The organism is Micrococcaceae bacterium Sec5.8 (genome assembly GCA_039636775.1).
Classification (GTDB): Bacteria; Actinomycetota; Actinomycetes; order Actinomycetales; family Micrococcaceae; genus Arthrobacter.
In genome coordinates this window covers 2280291-2298994 of record CP143429.1, presented here as the reverse complement: position 1 = coordinate 2298994, position 18704 = coordinate 2280291, and the positions used below count along the sequence as shown (strand labels likewise).

The window sequence follows — 18704 nt, the reverse complement described above, 5'->3', positions numbered from 1 at the left end:
ATGAGGTGACTCCCATGGCCTTGGCAACCGCCGATGTGCCGCTGGCGGCCGGCTCCCGGGACCCAGGCGCCCCGGAGCCGGCCAGCCGGGACACAGCGACAGGCCACGTCACCGCCAGCCGCCTCGTTTATTTCTCCTCCACCTCCGAAAACACCGCACGCTTCGTCCGGAAGCTGGGCATCGACGCCGCCAGGATTCCCCTCCATGCGAGGGAGCCGGGGCTCGTGGCCACCGAACCTTACGTGCTGGTGCTTCCCACCTATGGCGGCACCGGGGGAGACGGGTCCGTTCCGAAGCAGGTCATCCGCTTCCTGAACGATCCGCGCAACCGCCGGCAGCTCCGTGGGGTAATCGGGGCGGGCAACACGAACTTTGGGGACAACTACTGCATGGCCGGCGACATCATCGCCGCGAAATGCCAGGTCCCGCACCTCTATCGATTTGAACTCATGGGGACGCCGGAAGACGTCCGCCGGGTACAACAAGGATTGGAAGAATTTTGGACACGACTGTCGCAGACACAGAAGTAACCGGATCGGCCGCACACGCCGCCGCCGGGAAGGCCGGCAACACCGCCGTCGAGAAGCACACCGTCCCGGGGGAGAAGCCGGTCATGCCGGCCGCCTTCCAGGGCCTGGGCTACCACGAGCTCAACGCCATGCTGAACCTGTACGGCCCGAACGGGGAGATCCAGTTCGAGGCCGACCGCGAGGCCGCGCACCAGTACTTCCTGCAGCACGTGAACAACAACACCGTGTTCTTCCACGACCTCGAGGAAAAACTCGACTACCTCGTCAAGAACGAGTACTACGAGCGCGAAACCCTCGACCAGTACACGATGAACTTCATCCGGGAGCTCTACAACCGCGCCTACAAGAAGAAGTTCCGCTTCGAGACCTTCCTCGGCGCGTTCAAGTTCTACACCTCCTACACGCTCAAGACGTTCGACGGAAAGCGCTTCCTGGAGCGCTACGAGGACCGCGTCTGCATGGTGGCCCTGCACCTGGCCCGCGGCGATGAGCAGCTGGCCCTGCAGATGGTCGACGAGATCATCGAGGGCCGCTTCCAGCCGGCCACCCCCACGTTCCTGAACGCCGGCAAGCGCCAGCGCGGCGAGCTGGTCTCCTGCTTCCTGCTCCGCATCGAAGACAACATGGAGTCGATCGGCCGGTCCATCAACTCCGCGCTGCAGCTGTCCAAGCGCGGCGGCGGCGTGGCGTTCGCGCTGACCAACATCCGCGAGGTCGGCGCGCCGATCAAGCAGATCGAGAACCAGTCCTCCGGCGTCATCCCCGTGATGAAGCTCCTCGAGGACAGCTTCTCCTACGCCAACCAGCTCGGTGCCCGCCAGGGTGCGGGTGCTGTGTACCTGCACGCGCACCACCCGGACATCTACCGCTTCCTGGACACCAAGCGCGAGAACGCGGACGAGAAGATCCGGATCAAGACCCTCTCCCTCGGCGTCGTGATCCCGGACATCACCTTCGAGCTGGCCAAGAAGGACGAGGACATGTACCTGTTCTCGCCGTACGACGTCGAGAAGGTCTACGGCATGCCGTTCTCCGACGTCTCGGTCACCGAGAAGTACTACGAGATGGTGGACGATTCCCGGATCAAGAAGACCAAGATCAAGGCGCGTGAGTTCTTCCAGACCCTCGCGGAGATCCAGTTCGAATCCGGTTACCCGTACATCATGTTCGAGGACACCGTGAACCGGGAAAACCCGATCGACGGCAAGATCATCATGTCCAACCTGTGCTCCGAGATCCTCCAGGTCTCCCAGCCCACCACGTACAACGATGACCTGTCCTACGAGACCACCGGCAAGGACATTTCCTGCAACCTGGGTTCGCTGAACATCGCGAAGGCCATGGACTCCCCGGACTTCGGCCTGACCATCGAGACGGCCATCCGGTCCCTCTCGGCCGTCTCGGACATGTCCAACATCACCTCGGTGCCCTCGATCGCCCGCGGCAACGACCAGTCCCACGCAATTGGCCTGGGCCAGATGAACCTGCACGGCTACCTGGCCCGCGAGCGGGTCCACTACGGGTCCGAAGAGGGCATCGACTTCACCAACATCTACTTCTACTCGGTGGTGTTCCACGCGGTCCGCGCCTCCAACCTGCTGGCCATCCAGACCGGCCAGACGTTCGGCGGCTTCGAGAAGTCAAAGTACGCAACAGGTGAGTTCTTCGACAAGTACACCAACCAGGAATGGGTCCCGCAGACCGCCAAGGTGGCTGAGCTGTTCCAGAACATCCACATCCCCACCCAGGATGACTGGCGCGAACTGAAGGCTTCCGTCATGGAGCACGGCATCTACAACCAGAACCTGCAGGCCGTTCCGCCCACCGGCTCGATCAGCTACATCAACAACTCCACCTCCTCGATCCACCCGGTGGCGTCCAAGATCGAGATCCGCAAGGAAGGCAAGCTGGGCCGCGTGTACTACCCGGCGCCGTACCTGACGAACGACAACCTGGAGTACTACCAGGACGCGTACGAGATCGGCTACGAGAAGGTCATCGACACCTACGCCGCTGCCACGCAGCACGTGGACCAGGGCCTGTCCCTGACGCTGTTCTTCAAGGACACAGCCACCACGCGCGACATCAACCGGGCCCAGATTTATGCCTGGAAGAAGGGCATCAAGACCATCTACTACATCCGTCTCCGCCAGCTCGCGCTGGAAGGGACTGAGGTGGACGGCTGCGTCAGCTGCATGCTTTAATCTTCAACTAAATCTTGACAGTACGACGGCGGGTGCCCGCCCGCCTTCGTACGCTTAACTTCACAGAACAACCCAACTTTTAGGGGATGACATGACCGAGAAGGTCAAGCTGCTTAGCCACGTTGAGGCCATCAACTGGAACCGCATCCAGGACGACAAGGACGTGGATGTCTGGAACCGCCTGGTCAACAACTTCTGGCTGCCGGAGAAGATCCCGCTGTCCAACGACGTGCAGTCGTGGGCGACGCTGACCCCGGACGAGCAGCAGCTCACCATGCGCGTGTTCACCGGACTGACCCTGCTGGACACCATCCAGGGCACCGTCGGCGCCGTCTCGCTCATTCCTGATGCGATCACCCCGCATGAGGAGGCCGTCTACACGAACATCGCCTTCATGGAGTCCGTGCACGCCAAGAGCTACTCCTCCATCTTTTCCACGCTGGCCTCCACCAAGGAGATCGACGAGGCGTTCCGCTGGTCCACCGAGAATGCGAACCTGCAGAAGAAGGCGCAGATCGTCATGGACTACTACCAGGGCGACGATCCGCTGAAGCGCAAGGTGGCCTCCACGCTGCTGGAGAGCTTCCTGTTCTACTCGGGCTTCTACCTGCCGATGTACTGGTCCTCGCGGGCCAAGCTGACAAACACGGCCGACCTGATCCGCCTGATCATCCGCGATGAGGCCGTGCACGGCTATTACATCGGCTACAAGTTCCAGAAGGGCCTGGAGGGCCTGTCCGAGGAGCGCAAGCAGGAAATCAAGGACTACACCTTCGAACTGCTCTTCGAGCTGTACGAGAACGAAGTCCAGTACACGCACGACCTCTACGACTCCGTGGGCCTGGCCGAGGACGTCAAAAAGTTCCTGCACTACAACGCCAACAAGGCGCTGATGAACCTGGGCTACGAGGCCATGTTCCCGGCCTCCGTCACCGACGTGAACCCGGCCATCCTGTCGGCCCTGTCGCCGAACGCGGACGAGAACCACGACTTCTTCTCCGGGTCGGGCTCGAGCTATGTGATCGGCAAGGCTGTTAATACTGAGGATGACGACTGGGACTTCTAGTTATTCTTGTGAATCGAAAGGTCCGGAGCGGCCCCGTACAGCAATTATGTGCGGGGCCGTTCTGTTCTTCGTTCGCTACTTAGCGAGCGAGCTTGCTGGATGCGCCCGCGCAGTGTTGTAGCGAAGACTTAAAACCAAAATGACCTCGCATCTCTGACTATCTGTGGGCGCCTAAATCACGACTTTTTCGAGCCGGGCCACTAAGCTATCGAGAATTGGATCAGCCTTCGGATTCAGTCCCTGGGTCCCGACTCGTTCTATTTCTTCCACAAGACGAATCTTGACAGTATCGACCGTGTACGTATCGTCAGGCTTTCCGATCGTCCTTAGAAACGGTTTGACCTGATTACTCCATTTCTTTTCATCGTCCCACGGTTCAAACGATGAGACGTCCGCGGCAAACATTTGGTTTAGAACTTTGCGATGAAGTTCCTCGGAATAAAAATCTTCAAGCTCTTTATTGAAGAGTCCGCCCGGCGAAACCAGGAAGACGTTCTCCACGGGCACCAACGTGTCGTCACCCAACTTCTTGAGGGTGTTTTTACCGTCGTTGTCATTGTCGATCAACGCAAACATTGTCGTGGGCTCTATGAGCAAATGTTTTGCGGCAGCCGTTAATCCACTGCCACCACCCGAAGGCCGGATCTTGATGGAGCCGTCAACTAAGGCTCCCTCAATGCGAGATGACTTTTCCGAGAGGATCTTCCGGAGAAACCGCTCATCGGTTTGCCCCTCGACCAAGATGCTTACAGTCGCAGACGACAGATTATCCCCAGGCCGAACTCCGAGGCAGTCGCGCAACTCCTCCAGCCTCTTTGTGGGGCGCGCACGATTCCCTTGGACAAGGATGTTGCTTGCTACATGAGAGCGATTAAGGAGCAGTGGGCTGTGAGTGGTGAGAATCACTTGCTGCTTTGACGCTACTTGAGCTAGCACCTTTCGGATCTCGTGAATTGCATCGGAATGCAGGTGCGCCTCAGGCTCCTCGACAGCCAGAATCACCTGCCGATCCTTGTTGGCGTGTTCTGCGACGTCGTGCATAAGCGCCAGCGAAACTATGCTCTTCACACCGTCACCCTTCTGCAGAAGGGATGTTCGTGCTCCATCATCGATGAGGATGTCGCGTACGGCGGCAAAATCACTAACCGGTTCGCCTACGATTTCTATCGCGTCGAATCCCGGCAGGTAACTGCCAAGTCGGGTAGAGACACTAGATTCAATTGCTCGAAAATGGTCACTCCGCTTATCTTCAATTTTTCGCAGTAAACTCTGATATTCAAGATCCGCCTCAAGGGAGCTCATGCGTTCCGACGCTAGTTGGTTGATCACTTGCATAGCTTGATCGACAGTGCGAACTGCAGGAACGAAAATGAACTTTATGCGCTTTTTTATAAAGTCGGCTATTTCGGGCGACTTCGCTGCATAACTCTTGCTTCCCTTGCCGGGCTTAGGTATGGATAAAGATGGAGGTTTATTGGGGTAAAACTTTATCTCGATCGGAAGTGTCCCGTTAACGCGTGAACCGATGATGCGCTGGAAATCAGTTACCTCCTTTGCGTCAAGCCTAAATTCGAAGCGAATGGATGTGTAGCTTCGCGTTGTGAGGTTGAGAGGATAATCGCGTTCCCAATCGAAGTCATTTACAAGCTCCGCTCTCCGCGGATAGAAGAATGGTACCGGACTGCGACGAGGGCTCGTCTTGGGTGGATTCACACCATTGGCGAGTTGATCGATGACTTTCATGCCCAGGCTGATGCCATGCAGGAGATTCGACTTTCCCTGATTGTTGGGGCCGACTAAAACAGTCATGTTTTCGATTTTAAATGCAGCATCACGAGAGATGCTTCGGTATCTTGATATTTTGACATGTGACAATTGCAAATTAATCTCCTATTGAGTAGGACAAATTCTGGAGGGTTGGCAATTTAGCCCCGTGCCTCAGCAAACCTTGGCGCCATGGACTCCATCTGCTCCATGACCAGCTTGATGGCTTGGGGCTGATTGTCCGGCGGGTATCCGAAGCGGACCAGGAGCCGTTTGATCGAGGAGCGGAGCTTGGCCCGAACGTCGTCGCGGACCGTCCAGTCGGTACGGACATCGCGGCGCATCACGGCCACCAGCTCCCGGGCGATGTCCGCCAGGATGCCTTCTCCCTGGACCTCCACGGCCGATTCATTTGAAGCCACAGCGTCGTAGAAGGCGAGCTCGTCGGAGTTCAGCGGGGGAGTAAAACGGGAACCCCGGTTACTCTCCAACGCCACCTCCCGCGCCAGCTCCACCAGCTCGGCGATGACCTCGGCCGAGGTCAGCTGCTGGTTGGTGTACTTCTTCATCAGCTCGGTAATGCGTTCGGAGAATGCCCGCTGCCGGATCACGTTGTTCCGTGTGGCCGTAACGGTCTCGTCAGCGATGAGCTTCCGCAGTGCCTCGATGGCCAGCTGCGGGTTCCGCGCCTGCTGGGTCTTGGCAATGAACTCCGGCGTCAGATCATCCAGAGAGGGCTTTGGCATGCCGGCGGCCTCATAGATGTCCAGCACCTCGCCCGAAGCGGTCGCGCCAGCGATCAACTCTCCAAGAAGCCGCTGAATTTGTGCGGGGACCGGCTGGCCGTTTGCCTGCCGCTCCTGCGCATCCATCTTGGCCATCCACACGCGAATCTCTTCATAGACGGCAATTTCCGGACGGAGTGGTTCGAGATCGGCCTTGCCCGAACAAAGCGCCCATGCCCGTGCAAGCTGACCGGAAGTGCTGCGATAGCGTGCAGACAGCGTTTCTTCGCCGTCTGCGGGTGAATTTCCGGGAGTGTGAACATCTCGAAGGTAGTTCACCGAGCCCCAAGTCGCATTGAGGAAGGCCCTCGGTCCGCCCTTGTGCCAGACGGCCTTCCAGTCGTAGCCAGCCAGCAAGACACGGCAAGCCTGCACTCGGTCACGGACCAGTGCGACCGCCTCATCAATGTTCTTCCCCACCGGCTTGTTCGCCCGGTCGTCCTTCGTGTACTCGCTCAGCGCCTTCGCCAAGTTCTCCGCCAGTGGGGCGTACGCCACCAGCAGCCCGTCCTCCTTGCCGCGGAAGGTGCGGTTCACCCGGGCCAGGGTCTGCATGAGCAGCGCGCCCTTCAGCGGCCGGTCCAGGTACAGGGTGTGCAGGGGCGGGGAGTCGTAGCCGGTGAGCATCATGTCCTTGACGATCACCAGCTCCAGCTCGTCGTCCACGTCCTTGAGGCGTTCCTTGATCAGCGCATTCGCGGAATCGCGGCGCACATGGTCGGAGACCGGGGGAACATCGGTTGCGTTCCCCGAGTAGACCACCTTGATCCTGCCCTTGCCCAGGTCGTCGGAGTGCCAGTCCGGCCGCAGTTCCACGATCGCCGTGTACAGCTTCGCGCAGATTTCCCGCGTGCCGCCGACGATCATGGCCTTGCCCGGCGCCTCGATGAACTTGTGCATCCGGGCGCTGCGGTTCTCCCAGTGCGCCACCAGATCTGCGGCCAGCGCCGCGATCCGCTGCGGCGCACCATAGACGGCGTTCACGACGGCGACGCTCGCCTCGATCCGCGCCCGCTCGGTGTCGTCCAGGCCCAAGGTCGCCTCATCGGCGGCCCGGTCCAGGATTTCCTCGGTGACCTCGGAGGCCAAGCCCACCTTGATCAGCCGCGGCTCGAAGTAGACCGGCACGGTGGCGCCGTCCTCCACGGCGCGGGAGAGGTCGTAGACGTCGATGTAGTCGCCGAAGACGTCCTGGGTGTTGCGGTCGTCGAACGAGATCGGGGTGCCGGTGAAGGCGATCAGCGTGGCGTGCGGGAGGGCATCGCGCAGGTGCCGGGCGTAGCCGTCGAGGTCGTCGTAATGGGAACGGTGCGCCTCGTCCACCACCACGATGATGTTCCGCCGGTCGGACAGCAGCGGGTGGTCGGTGCCGGCGTCCTTCTCGGCCTTGCTGCGGCCGAACTTCTGCAGTGTGGTGAAGTAGATCCCACCGGTGGTGCGGTTGGAGAGTTCCTCGCGCAGCTCGGAGCGCTTCTTGATCTGCTTGGGGGATTCGGCCAGCAGCAGGCTGCGGGCGAAACCCTCGAACAGCTGCCCGTCGAGTTCGTTGCGGTCCGTGATGACGACGACGGTGGGGTTCTTCAGCCGGGGGTGCCGGGCCACCAAGTTGGTGTAGAGCTCCATCTCCATCGACTTGCCCGAGCCCTGAGTGTGCCAGACGACGCCGGCCTTGCCGTTGCTCTCCACGGCCTGGACGGTGCTGCCCACGGCCTTGGTCACGGCGAAGTACTGGTGCGGCTTGGCGATCCGCTTGGTCAGTCCCTCCGGGCCGCCGTCAAACGCCGTGAAACTCTGCAGCACCTGCAGGAAGCGGGTCTGGTTGTACAGCCCGTGCAGGGCGGTTTCCAGGGCGGTGACGGCCTCGCCGTCTTCCATGTAACCGGGCGCCACGGGCACGCCGTCGTCGTCCACGTTCCAGGGGGAGAAATGGTTCAGGGGCGTGAACGGCGTCCCGTACTTGGCCTCGATGCCGTCGGAGGCGAGGGTGAAGACACAGAAGCGGAACGCCATGGGGAATTCGCGGAGGTAGGTCTGCAGCTGGGCGTGCGCGGAGGCGACGTCGGCGGAGGCGCTGCCGGCTTTTTTCAGCTCGATGATGCTGACGGGCATTCCGTTGCAGTAGAGCACGAGGTCGAAGCGGCGTTTGTAGTCGCCCTGGAGAAGGGTGACCTGGTTGACGGCGAGCCAGTCGTTCTCGTCCGGGTCGGTGCTGAGCAGCCGGATGGTGGGGTTGGCCTCAGTGCCGTCGGAGTCGATATAGCTGAGCCGGAAGCCGTCCACCAGGTAGCCGTGGATGCGGTGGCTTTCGGCGAGGGCGTCGTTGGATTTAGGTGAGGCGATCTCCGCGAGTGCCTGCTGGAGGTACTGCACCGGGACTGCCGGGTTGAACCGCTGCAGGGCAGCGAGCAGGCGCGGCCGGATGAGCAGCTCGTCCCAGGAATGGCGCTGGTCCGTGCCGGGCGCGATGTCCTGGCCGGCTTTGGGCTGCCAGCCGAGCGGCTCGGCCAGCCGGTCCAGTGCGACGCCTTCCCAGTCAGCCTCGGAAAAGCCGATGGCCGGTATCTTGACGGGTGCGGTGCTCACGGTTGTTCCCCCAAAGTCGATTTATTGATCAGCCTATCCAACCGGCCGGTTGATCCCTGCCATTAGCCACGCTAAGTAATTCCGCGAGGGATCACTTCGAGGCATCGTCTGAAAGCTCGGCTTCGAGGTCGGTGATACTGGGGCAGCGTTGAAGCGAATTCTTCGGGCAGCGATTTGACCGGGCCATCTCCTCTGAGCGGTCATTTCACTACGAATGTATCGGCGGGCACCGACGGTGAGCGGACCCTCAGACCGCCGCTGCCACCAGCGTTTCTCCTTCCCGGACCCGGAGCTTGCCGGACATGAGTTGGGGGAGAAGGGCATCACGGGTGGCTGCCAGGCGACGGTTCTCCTCAAGGTTTATTCGCTCCATATTCGCCATCGAAGCGAACCGACGGCCGAGGGCCCGTTGAGTTTCGAAATCCGGAAGCCTTATACGAAGTTTTCCGAGTTCGACTCGCGACAGTTCTGTTTGTCCAGTGCTGCCTTCACCCATTTCGATGATGGTCTGCTGCAAGCCGAGGAGACCCACTCCCGCACATACAGGATCAACTTTGTTTCGGTCGAACCTGACGATGGTGATGTGCGAATCGACCGTGACATTCTCATGGTGAGTCCATCGTGCAACCCGGCCGAGCGTTCCTTGTCCCGTCGAGTTCACAAGGACGTCATCCAATTTCAGGAGTTTGTCTTCACGGACTTTGACGGAAAGTGTCCGCCGAGCCGGGTCCAGATCTACACGCTGCCCGCGGACGCACTTCTGGTTCAGGATGACGGTTGCGTCGTTGTCGTCAGAATACTTGGGCGTAATGCCGCGGCTGAGAAGTTCGGTGATTTCCGAGAGAACGGATTCCTCTGAGGATGTGGCGACAGCCGAGGAGAACATCGCTTGAGTCAGGGCTGCGGAGGTCTGAACGAGCTTGGTGTTGGCGGCGATCTTATCGTCGAGGGCGCCCAGCACCTCCGCAATCGCCCGCTGCACACGAGGTTCGGGCACCGTGAGGGGGACAGCCGAGAGAATCGACGTATTGAGATTGGGCATGGTGGCACCGACTGCGTGGCGCACTATCCATTCCCGAGAGTCCTCCGTTCCGAGGAGATACGAAAGAAAAGCAGGATCGTGGGGGGATTGGTCCCCGAGCCTCACTCGAAGACAACCGGTACCGCACAGCCAACCGTCATTCTCCCGTCGAACCAGTGCGCGCTTCTCAACGTCACCACGACGCGAGTAGACGATATCGCCGTCTCTCAAACGGTATTTAGCCAGTCGGAGAGCATCAGACTCTTGGATTCGGGCGATGCCGCTCTGGCTGATGACGTTGTCACCAATATTTTGCGGCATCACACTCGGTACACCCGAAAGTACATAGTCGGATGCGTGAAGCTGGCTCCCAAAAGGTCCAGTCTGTATCCCTCCGCCGCCTTCTGAGCAGAGGGCGCCAAGCGTCGTGACACGCCGCTCGCTCACGAAACCCTCCCCAACTGCTCGCGCACAACAGCCGCCAGCCGCTCGGACTCGTCGAACTGCTCGAACAGCTCTTTCGACAACCGGGCGATCTTCTCCTCAATGGGCTCGCCGTCGTCCTCGACGTCCGCCGCCCCGACGTACCGTCCGGGCGTCAGTGCGTAGTCGGCGGCCTTGATCTCCGCAAGCGTGGCCGAATAGCAGAAGCCGGGCTCGTCGTCGTACGTCAGATCTTCTTCAACGGCGGAGGACGTGCCGCGCCAGGCGTGGTAGGTGCCGGCGATCTTGGCGATGTCCTCGTCCGACAGGGCGCGCTCGGCGCGGTCCACCATGTAGCCCAAGTTGCGGGCGTCGATGAACAGTACCTGGCCGGTGCGGTCGGCGGAGCCCTTCGAACCTGCCGATTTGTCCTTGGCGAAGAACCAGGTGCACACCGGAATTCCGGTGGAACGGAAGAGCTGGGTGGGCAGCGCCACCATGCAGGAGACGAGGTCTGCTTCGACGAGCTGGGCGCGGATCTCACCCTCGCCGCCGGAGTTGGAGGACATGGAGCCGTTGGCCATGACCACGCCGGCGCTGCCGCCGGGAGCGAGCTTGGAGATGATGTGCTGGATCCAGGCGTAGTTGGCGTTGCCGGCCGGGGGGACACCGTACTTCCAACGAGGATCGGATTCGGAGCGGGCCCAGTCCTTGATGTTGAAGGGCGGGTTGGCCATGATGAAGTCCGCGCCGTTGGTGCCGGTCAGCTCGGGGTGCTGATCCCGGGCAAAGGTATCGCCCCAGCGGGAGGCGAGGTTGGCGTTGAGGCCGTGGATGGCGAGGTTCATTTTGGCCATCCGCCAGGTGCGCTCGTTGAGCTCCTGGCCATAGACCGAGATGTCCGAGCCTTCCTTCTGGTGGTGCTCCAGGAACTTCTCGGTCTGGACAAACATGCCACCCGAGCCGCAGCAGGGATCGTAAACCCTCCCACGGTTGGGTTCCAGTACCTCCACGAGGACCCGGACCACGCCTGCGGGGGTGTAGAACTCGCCGCCGCGCTTGCCCTCGGCCCGGGCGAACTTTTCCAGGAAGTACTCGTAGACCTCGCCGAGCAGGTCGCGGGCCTTGCTGACGCCCTGGCCGGTGAACCGGGCCGAGTTCAGCAGGTCCAGGAGCTCGCCGAGGCGGCGCTGGTCCACGTTGTCGCGGTTGAAGATGCGGGGGAGCGTGGCGGCCAGCGTGGGGTTGGCGCCCATGATGAGGTCCATGGCCTCGTCGATCAGCTGGCCGATGCTCTTCGGCGCTTCGCCCATGGCGGCGGCGAGGCCCTTGCCGTTCTCCGCGAGGTAGTCCCAGCGGGCCCGGGCCGGGACCCAGAAGACGCCGCGGCCGGTGTATTCGTCGACGTCGTCGATCAGCTGGGCGATCTGGTCCTCGTTGAGGCCGTCGGCTTCCAGCTCCGTGACGATCTGGGTGCGCCGCTCCTCGAAGGCATCCGAGACGTACTTCAGGAACACCAGGCCAAGGATGACGTCCTTGTACTGGGAGGCGTCCATGGAGCCGCGCAGCTTGTCCGCGGCCTTCCAGAGGGTGTCCTTGAGTTCCTTCATGGTGGACGGGGCGAGGTCCACCTTTAATTTCGGGGGCATTACTGGGTTCCTTCGGTCTGTGGTTCGGCGAGCTTAGTGCTGGGGTCTGTCATGGTGAGGCTTCCGCCCGCTACGCCGTCCGTAATCAGGGTAGCGAGTTCCTCCAGCCGTTTGAGGCGTTCGCGGGCCAGATGCTGCCCGTGTTGCAGCCGGGCGAGCGTTTCGGCAAGCTTCTTCCGCTGGGCGTCCGGCACGCGGCGCAGCTGCCAGTGCCGCCAGACCTTGTCCCTGCCGGACAGTGCGTTGATGTCCGCGGCGACGACGTCGGGCAGCAGCCCGCCGGGGTCCCCTGCGTCGATCCGCAGCACCCTCGCGGGGAACACGACGGCGGAGCCGCCGTCAGCGTCGACCGTGGCCGCCGGCCGCGGGCTGGTGCAGAACACGACGTCGCCGGGCTCGGTGAGCCTGCCCCCGGGGTTGCTGGCGGCGAACTTCAGCAAACTGATGTACCGGGTAGGTGCGGTGTGCGGGTGGAGCAGCTCGGCCGGCCCCAGGACCCGTGTGGTGCCGCCCGGCGCCAGGTCCGCATCGACAATCCGGTTCCCCTTGATGTATTTCAGGGTGCCGGCGGCCAGAAGTCCCTGGACTGCAGCGGGCTGGGCCTTCGTGGCTGGACCTCCCGGGAGAACGGCCATGTCAGCTGATGGCTTCGGTCCTCCGGCTCCGACCAGACGCACCAGTTCCTCGACGCGAAGGACAGCCTCCGCGCCGCCGGAACTCGGAGCCGGCCCGGGGTGATGAGCTGCCACGAGGGATGTCCGGGCGGCCAGCAGCAGACGGGTCTGGACCAGTCGGGCAAACCTGAAGGAGTGGGCGCGCACGGTGGCGCGGTTACCCATAGAGGCGACCATGTCGCTCACCAGGTCCTGCCTCACGTCGTCGGTGAGGGCACAGGCGCTGAGGTCCGCCGCCATGGTCCAGCGTTCCGCAATCGGTACTTTTGCGAACGACGGTCCCAGCACCCACAGCGCCTGCGCTTCGCGGGGCTTGGACCGCAGTAGGCCCTGGGGCAGCCGGACAATGGCACGTACCCGGCCGGTGCGCAGCAGCCCCGAACGCAAGCCCGCGGCCCCGGCGGCCAGCGGAATATCGCAGAGAACACGTGCCGGGGCAATGATGACCGCCCGCTGCTGGTCGTCCATCTGGAGGACAAGGTGTTCCACCGCGGAAAGAATCTGGGTGGCGTCCATGCCTGGTTGGCCGGGGGATGGGTACTGCGCCACATGGACCACGGCTCCATGCATGGCGAATTCGCCGCTGGTCTCGACAAGGATCTGTCCGGAGTCCACACCATGGACGCGCAGGCGGCGACGCACTAGCCGGCCGGCGCCGCCGTCGTCGTCCGCTGTCAGAAAGGTGACGGGGGCACCCTCGCCGGAAGCGTGCACGACGCCCATCAGGAGGTCGCTGCCGCCGCGGGTGGAGTCGGCAAAGACGGGACTCCCGCCCAGCACCGCGGAGAGTTCGACCGCCGCGGCGGCGATAAGCTCCACGGCAGATTCCGTAAGGGCCGTATCCGCGTGCTCCCGCAGCCCCGCCCGGAACCGGGCGGCCAAAAGCTGTTCAAAGGCGGCAGGTGCGTTGTAGGCGCTGTCCACCAGCCGGTCCGCGAACGCTGCCGTAGCAGCGAGCGACGCGCCCTGGGCCTCCAGTTCCGAGTAAAGAAACACATCATCGGGGTCGCACTCGTCCGCGGCGTCCAGCAGCTCAGCTGTGGTCAGGGTTCCAATCCCGGCTCCTGTCATGGCCTTGAGAGTCAGGAGGGCGGTGAGGGCAGCCAGGGTGTTCCCTTCGACGCCGCCGGCCGCCGTTACGGGTATGCGGGCGAAAGCGGCGGCGTCGTTCACGGCATCAGGGTTGTTGCCGCGTCCGGTTGCATCCAGCCAGCCGGCGACCTGATCGGCGTCGAACAGTTCACGGCCGCTATCCAGCGCGCCGGGCTCGGGAAACGGGTGAGCTGACCCGGCACTGCGTTTGCGCCACATGGAGACGACGGGCCGCTGGACCTGCGCCAGTGCGGCGACGTCGGAAAGGGTCATACGCAGGGCTTCTGCTTTGGTCATGTGCGTCTCCTTACGACGTCGCCCCAAGCCTAACGGGATGTGGTGACATTCCTGCTGAAGCACTGATAAGGGGGGTTATCAGTGTCTATTTGTCGTGCTGGTGCAGGGCCCCCGTAGCTTCGGTTCTGCAGCGCCGAGGGAATCCTCCGATGCTGCGACGGCGGCGGGGAACCACGCATTGGGGGACCGGTATCCCGCCGCCGCTCAGTAGCTACAGCAAAGAGAGGACGAGATCATGTTGAACTCCGTCACGGGCCACGGAACGGACGAGACGCCGTTGCTGGAGAAGTTAGAGCCGGCGCGCAAGAAGCGGGCCCTGCTGGCTGTCGCCGCCATCGCGCTCCTGGCCGGTGGAACGGTGCTCGGCACGACGCTGCCTGACCCGAGGTCCAGCGACGCCTACGTGGCGCTGGCGGGGGAGGAAGCCGCTGCGAAGTCTGAGCGCGACTCGGCTCAGTCCAACTACCAGTCGGTGAAGTCGAAGTACGACACCCTTCAGAACGGCAATGCTGCCCGCGAAGCGAAGCTCACGGCCAGGGAATCTGAGGTTGGCAAGGTAGATGCGGCCGTCAAGACCGCCGATGCGGCCGTCAAAAAACGCGAAGAGGCGGTGACCGGCGCCGAGAAGACCAAGGCGGCCAACACCATCGCCGACGGCACCTGGACGGTCGGCAAGGACCTTGAGGCCGGCACCTACCGGGCCACTGCCGACGTCGAATCCTCCTGCTACTGGGGCATCTACGCGACCGGAAGCAACGGCAGCACCATTATTGACAACGATCTCCCCGGCGGCGGCCGGCCCTCAGTGGCGCTCTCCGGCGGGCAGGACTTCAAGTCCAGCCGCTGCGGCAAGTGGGAAAAGCAGTAACAGTTCCACGCCTCGCATCATTCATTCACCTTGGAAAGGCACCACATGTCCCACGAACTTTCGGAACAGCCCTTGACCACTGCGCTTGCAGCGCCTCAGCCGCGGCCGTTCTTCAAAAAGAAGCGTTTCCTTATCCCGGCCGGAGTCCTGGTGCTGGGCATGGCCCTGGGCTCGTGTTCCGGGGGCTCCAAGCAGGCCAGCGATGCCTCGCCGGCGGCCGCGACCTCAGCTCCTGCGGCAGAGGCACCTGCTTCTTCGGCAGCTGCTGCGCCGGCCGCAACGCCGGCTGCCCCGGTTGCTCCACCGGCGGCGCCTGCCGGACCCGCCGTCGGCGCTCCGTTCAGCGTCAAGATGGGCAACGGCAACGTCGCGAAGATCACGATTGTCTCTGCCGTCCGCACGGACGCTGTGACGACTACTGCCTTCGCGGCGGCACCCAAGAGTGGAAGCTACCTGCTCCTGGACGTCCTGTGGGAAACGGAGACGGGCAAAACCAGCTCCAACCCGTTCTACTTCTCGGCCAAGGACTCCAACGGGCGAAAAGCCGATCTGAACCTCTTTGCGGACAACCAGCTTGGCTCCGGCGACGTTCTGCCGGGTGACAAGACCCGGGGGTTCATTGCCTTCGACACCGCGGCCGGTGCTTCGACCGTGATGATCTCCACCCCGCTGATGCAGGAAGCCGCACGGATCCAGATCCCGGGGTAGTGCGACTGAGGAGCCGTGTCCGGGGGGCGCCCGGCTCCCTCTCGACCCTTACTGTTCAACTGTTCACTTTCGCGTTATCAATTGGGGGATTCCTTGAGCATCAACAAAGAGCACGTGTCGCCATCTGGGCAGATGCCCGCCGCAGACGCCGGAACCATAGTGGCCAGCGGCGCCGGGGCCGTCCCTGTGGCCCAGATCTATCAGTTCCGTGGCGGGGCCGCATCCTGGTTCGGCACCCAGATTCTCGGCGTGCTGATTACGATCTGCACCATTGGAATCTGCTACCCGTTCGCCCTTGTCCTCGTGGAGCGATGGCGGGCCAAGAACACCTATCTTCACGGCCGGCAGCTCCTCTTCGTCGGCACCGGGTGGGGCATCTTCGGACTGTGGATCAAATGGGCGCTCCTGAGCATCATCACGCTGGGCATCTACACCTTCTGGGTCTACCCGCGACTGATGCAGTGGAAGGTCGAAAAGACCGTCTTCGCTTAGTCAGTAACGGCCCTGCACCCCTGGGGGTGCAGGGCTTTTTGATGGCACAGGCACTGGGAATATTTCGACCGTGGAAACAGCCCCCTTCTGCCCAACCCAGTTTTACCGATGGGCGCGGTGCTTGCCCTTCGGAAATCAGAATAGGACCATCTTGCCTATCCGTGGGGAGAGGGGACCTGGCCCGAAGCGCACGAGGAGCTGCTCGATCGAGGTCCGGAGCCTGGCGCGGACGTCATCGCGGACAGTCCAGTCAGTCCGGACGCTGCGGCGCATCACCGACACCGACTCGCGGGCAATGTCAGGCAGTACGCCTTTGCCAGGGACCTCCACGGCTGATGCATTCGAAGCCACAGCGTCGTCGAAGGCCAGTTCGTCGGCGTGCAGCGGCGGAGTGAAGCCCGCGCCGCAGTTGCCGTCCAAAGCAATCTCCCGCGCGAGCTCCACCAGCTCCGCAATGACCTTGCACCATTCGGGGTGCGGGGCCTCTTTGCTGTCGGCGCGGTACACCGGCCTACCGCAGATCCAGGACTGAACTCGGCGAATCGTCCTGCATCCCTCCTTTGGGCGGGCACCCCGCGCGAATCCCGGGGGCACCTCAGCGCGACGTGGTCTTACGGCCTAGACGCCGGCTCAAACGTCGGCCTAACCGAAAAGTTAGCGCGTCCGGGGGTGTTGGTGGTGAAGGTTTCAAGGGAAGTGCCCAGTCCAGCGGGCGAGCGAGAGCCGGTGACGCCGTCCTGAATCGCTTGGCTGCCGGTTGGCTTTGCCGCGCCCGGGCTTCCCCGGGCAAGGGCGGAACGGTAGCGTGAACCGTGGTCACCGCAGACTCTCTACGGTGTGGACCCGAGGGGAACAAGATGGCTCAGTTCACGGACAAAGTGGCGCTCATTACCGGGGGAGGCTCAGGCCTCGGCGAAGCGATCAGTAAGGAGCTCGCTGGCAAAGGCGCGAGCGTGGTCGTCACAGACATCAATCTCGATGCCGCGCAGCGCGTCGTCAAAGAAATCACCGACGCAGGCGGGATTGCTTCAGCGGTTCAGCAGGACACCGCTAAGAAAGAGGATTCCGAGATGGTGGTACGTTACGCCGTCGATACCTACGGTGGCTTGCACCTCGCGGTCAACAATGCCGGAATCGGGGGCAAGCCCGCCCCGGCCGGCGAAACAGACTTGGACGAGTGGGACAAGGTCATCGGCATAAACCTCAACGGCGTACTCTACGGAATGCGCTACCAAATCCCGCAGATGCTCAAGGCCGGCGCCCGGAACTGCGCCATTGTGAACATGGCCTCGATCCACGGCACTGTAGCTGCCCCGGGCAACGGAGCGTACACCGCCGCCAAACACGGTGTCGTCGGCATCACAAAGAACGCCGCTGCTGAATACGGCCTCCAGGGCCTGCGGATTAACTCCGTGGGCCCCGGGTACATCAGGACACCGCTTCTGGAGAACAACCTGACCCCGGAGGTGATGGATGCCCTCGCAGACAAGCACGCCCTCGGACGGCTCGGGACGTCCGAGGAGGTGTCCCACGTCGTCTGTTTCCTGCTCTCCGAAGAGGCGTCATTCGTCACCGGAAGTTACTACCTGATCGACGGGGGCTACACTGCCGTCTGACGAAAAGGCAGCCGGCCCCGTGCCCGGGTGACGCCGCGTTGACGGGCCCCCGCCAAAGCGGCGTCACACCGGAGCTCGATAAAACTATTCCTTCAGATGCCGGTCAAAATGGTCCTCGATACGGCGCCAGGCCTCAGGGGAGGACTGCGGATCCGGCCCGACGCCGAGGACGCGAAGCAACGGGCGCAGCGGCCTGGGCCCGGCTTCCTCGTCGTTCAGGAAAGCGTGCCCTGCGGTCTCGAATTCCCGGACGTCGTGCTCAATACCCAGTTCTTCGAGTACCGAAGAAAGCTGTGCCGCTGCACCGCGAAGGCCGCGGTCCTTGGCACCGTAGTTGGCAACAATCGGGCAGGCGCCGGCCAAAGCGGATTCAGGGTCCTTGGGCAGACGGCCGTAGTTCACAGCTGCGGCGTCGAAGCCGTCATTGGCCAGCAGCAGGGCAAACCCGCCGCCCATGCAAAAGCCGATGACGCCGACTTTTCCCGTGCTGCGGCCCGAATCCAACAGCCACTGCCGGGCCGTCGCCAGGTCGGTGAAGGCGCGCCCCTCTCCGGCCGACAGGGACCGCATGGTCGACACGAGGCAGCGGCGCGCCCCTCCGTCGCTGAACAGATCCACGGCCAAAGTCAGATACCCCGCAGCTGCCATCCGCCCGGCGTGACGGACTGTTATGTCGTCGAGGCCGAAGACCTCATGGACCATCAGCAGCGCCGGGAATGGTCCCTCCCCTTCCGGCTCCGCCAAATACCCGCGGAGCCGGGGCGATCCGCCTGCGGCGACGCTGGCTTCGCTAAGGTCTACGTTGTGCCGGTCCATGTCCGGGGCGTGGCCCCGGCTCGCGGATTTCCTGGCCATGTTCACTCCTGGGTCATGGGTGTCGTGTCCCCATAGTCTTGCATCCGGGGACGCCAAAGGTGGCCCTTCTCCTCCTT

At 62.6% G+C, this 18704-nt stretch carries 14 protein-coding genes; 7 read left to right on the top strand and 7 right to left on the bottom strand.

Annotated features, from left to right (window positions below; genetic code table 11):
* Positions 1–5: 5 nt before the first annotated feature.
* From nrdI to nrdF, 3 genes are all read left to right on the top strand, one after another.
* Positions 6–530, top strand: a complete 525-nt coding sequence (gene nrdI, locus VUN84_10550) for a class Ib ribonucleoside-diphosphate reductase assembly flavoprotein NrdI (GenBank protein ID XAS62773.1) — start codon at positions 6–8, stop codon at positions 528–530.
* A gap of 83 nt (positions 531–613) precedes the next feature.
* Positions 614–2734: a class 1b ribonucleoside-diphosphate reductase subunit alpha gene (nrdE, locus tag VUN84_10545; protein XAS65826.1), complete on the top strand. Its 2121-nt coding sequence runs from the start codon at positions 614–616 to the stop codon at positions 2732–2734.
* A 91-nt stretch (positions 2735–2825) separates the two neighbouring features.
* Positions 2826–3800, top strand: a complete 975-nt coding sequence (gene nrdF, locus VUN84_10540) for a class 1b ribonucleoside-diphosphate reductase subunit beta (GenBank protein XAS62772.1) — start codon at positions 2826–2828, stop codon at positions 3798–3800.
* Between the two features lie 171 nt (positions 3801–3971).
* On the opposite strand, the gene VUN84_10535 is transcribed toward nrdF, so the two are convergent.
* From VUN84_10535 to VUN84_10515, 5 genes are all read right to left on the bottom strand, one after another.
* Positions 3972–5609 (bottom strand): ATP-binding protein, encoded by a 1638-nt coding sequence (locus VUN84_10535; GenBank protein XAS62771.1) that lies wholly within the window; start codon positions 5607–5609, stop codon positions 3972–3974.
* Positions 5610–5725: 116 nt separating this feature from the next.
* A complete protein-coding gene (locus VUN84_10530) occupies positions 5726–8902 on the bottom strand; it encodes a type I restriction endonuclease subunit R (protein XAS65825.1) in 3177 nt (1058 codons plus the stop codon).
* A 277-nt stretch (positions 8903–9179) separates the two neighbouring features.
* Positions 9180–10400, bottom strand: coding sequence for a restriction endonuclease subunit S (locus VUN84_10525; GenBank protein XAS62770.1), 1221 nt, complete (start codon positions 10398–10400; stop codon positions 9180–9182).
* A complete protein-coding gene (locus VUN84_10520) occupies positions 10397–12025 on the bottom strand; it encodes a class I SAM-dependent DNA methyltransferase (protein ID XAS62769.1) in 1629 nt (542 codons plus the stop codon). Before VUN84_10520 ends, VUN84_10525 begins: the two co-directional genes overlap by 4 nt.
* Positions 12025–14088: a hypothetical protein gene (locus VUN84_10515; GenBank protein ID XAS62768.1), complete on the bottom strand. Its 2064-nt coding sequence runs from the start codon at positions 14086–14088 to the stop codon at positions 12025–12027. Before VUN84_10515 ends, VUN84_10520 begins: the two co-directional genes overlap by 1 nt.
* A 235-nt stretch (positions 14089–14323) precedes the next feature.
* On the opposite strand from VUN84_10515, the gene VUN84_10510 reads away from it, so the two are divergent.
* The 3 genes from VUN84_10510 (at position 14324) to VUN84_10500 (ending at position 16156) form a co-directional block, all read left to right on the top strand.
* Positions 14324–14956, top strand: a complete 633-nt coding sequence (locus VUN84_10510) for a hypothetical protein (protein ID XAS62767.1) — start codon at positions 14324–14326, stop codon at positions 14954–14956.
* A 45-nt stretch (positions 14957–15001) separates the two neighbouring features.
* A complete protein-coding gene (locus VUN84_10505) occupies positions 15002–15664 on the top strand; it encodes a hypothetical protein (GenBank protein ID XAS62766.1) in 663 nt (220 codons plus the stop codon).
* A gap of 93 nt (positions 15665–15757) precedes the next feature.
* Entirely contained in the window at positions 15758–16156 is a 399-nt protein-coding gene (locus tag VUN84_10500; protein XAS62765.1) for a DUF898 family protein, read from the top strand.
* A gap of 135 nt (positions 16157–16291) precedes the next feature.
* Here the strand turns inward: VUN84_10500 and VUN84_10495 are convergent, their stop codons facing one another.
* Complete coding sequence (locus tag VUN84_10495; protein XAS62764.1) at positions 16292–16663, bottom strand: type I restriction enzyme endonuclease domain-containing protein; 372 nt, start codon at positions 16661–16663, stop codon at positions 16292–16294.
* Positions 16664–17013: 350 nt separating this feature from the next.
* Between VUN84_10495 and VUN84_10490 the strand changes: the two genes are divergently transcribed.
* Positions 17014–17772 (top strand): glucose 1-dehydrogenase, encoded by a 759-nt coding sequence (locus VUN84_10490; GenBank protein XAS62763.1) that lies wholly within the window; start codon positions 17014–17016, stop codon positions 17770–17772.
* 84 nt (positions 17773–17856) lie between these two features.
* Here VUN84_10490 and VUN84_10485 read toward each other — a convergent pair whose 3' ends face one another.
* Entirely contained in the window at positions 17857–18588 is a 732-nt protein-coding gene (locus tag VUN84_10485) for a dienelactone hydrolase family protein (protein XAS65824.1), read from the bottom strand.
* Positions 18589–18704 lie beyond the last annotated feature (116 nt).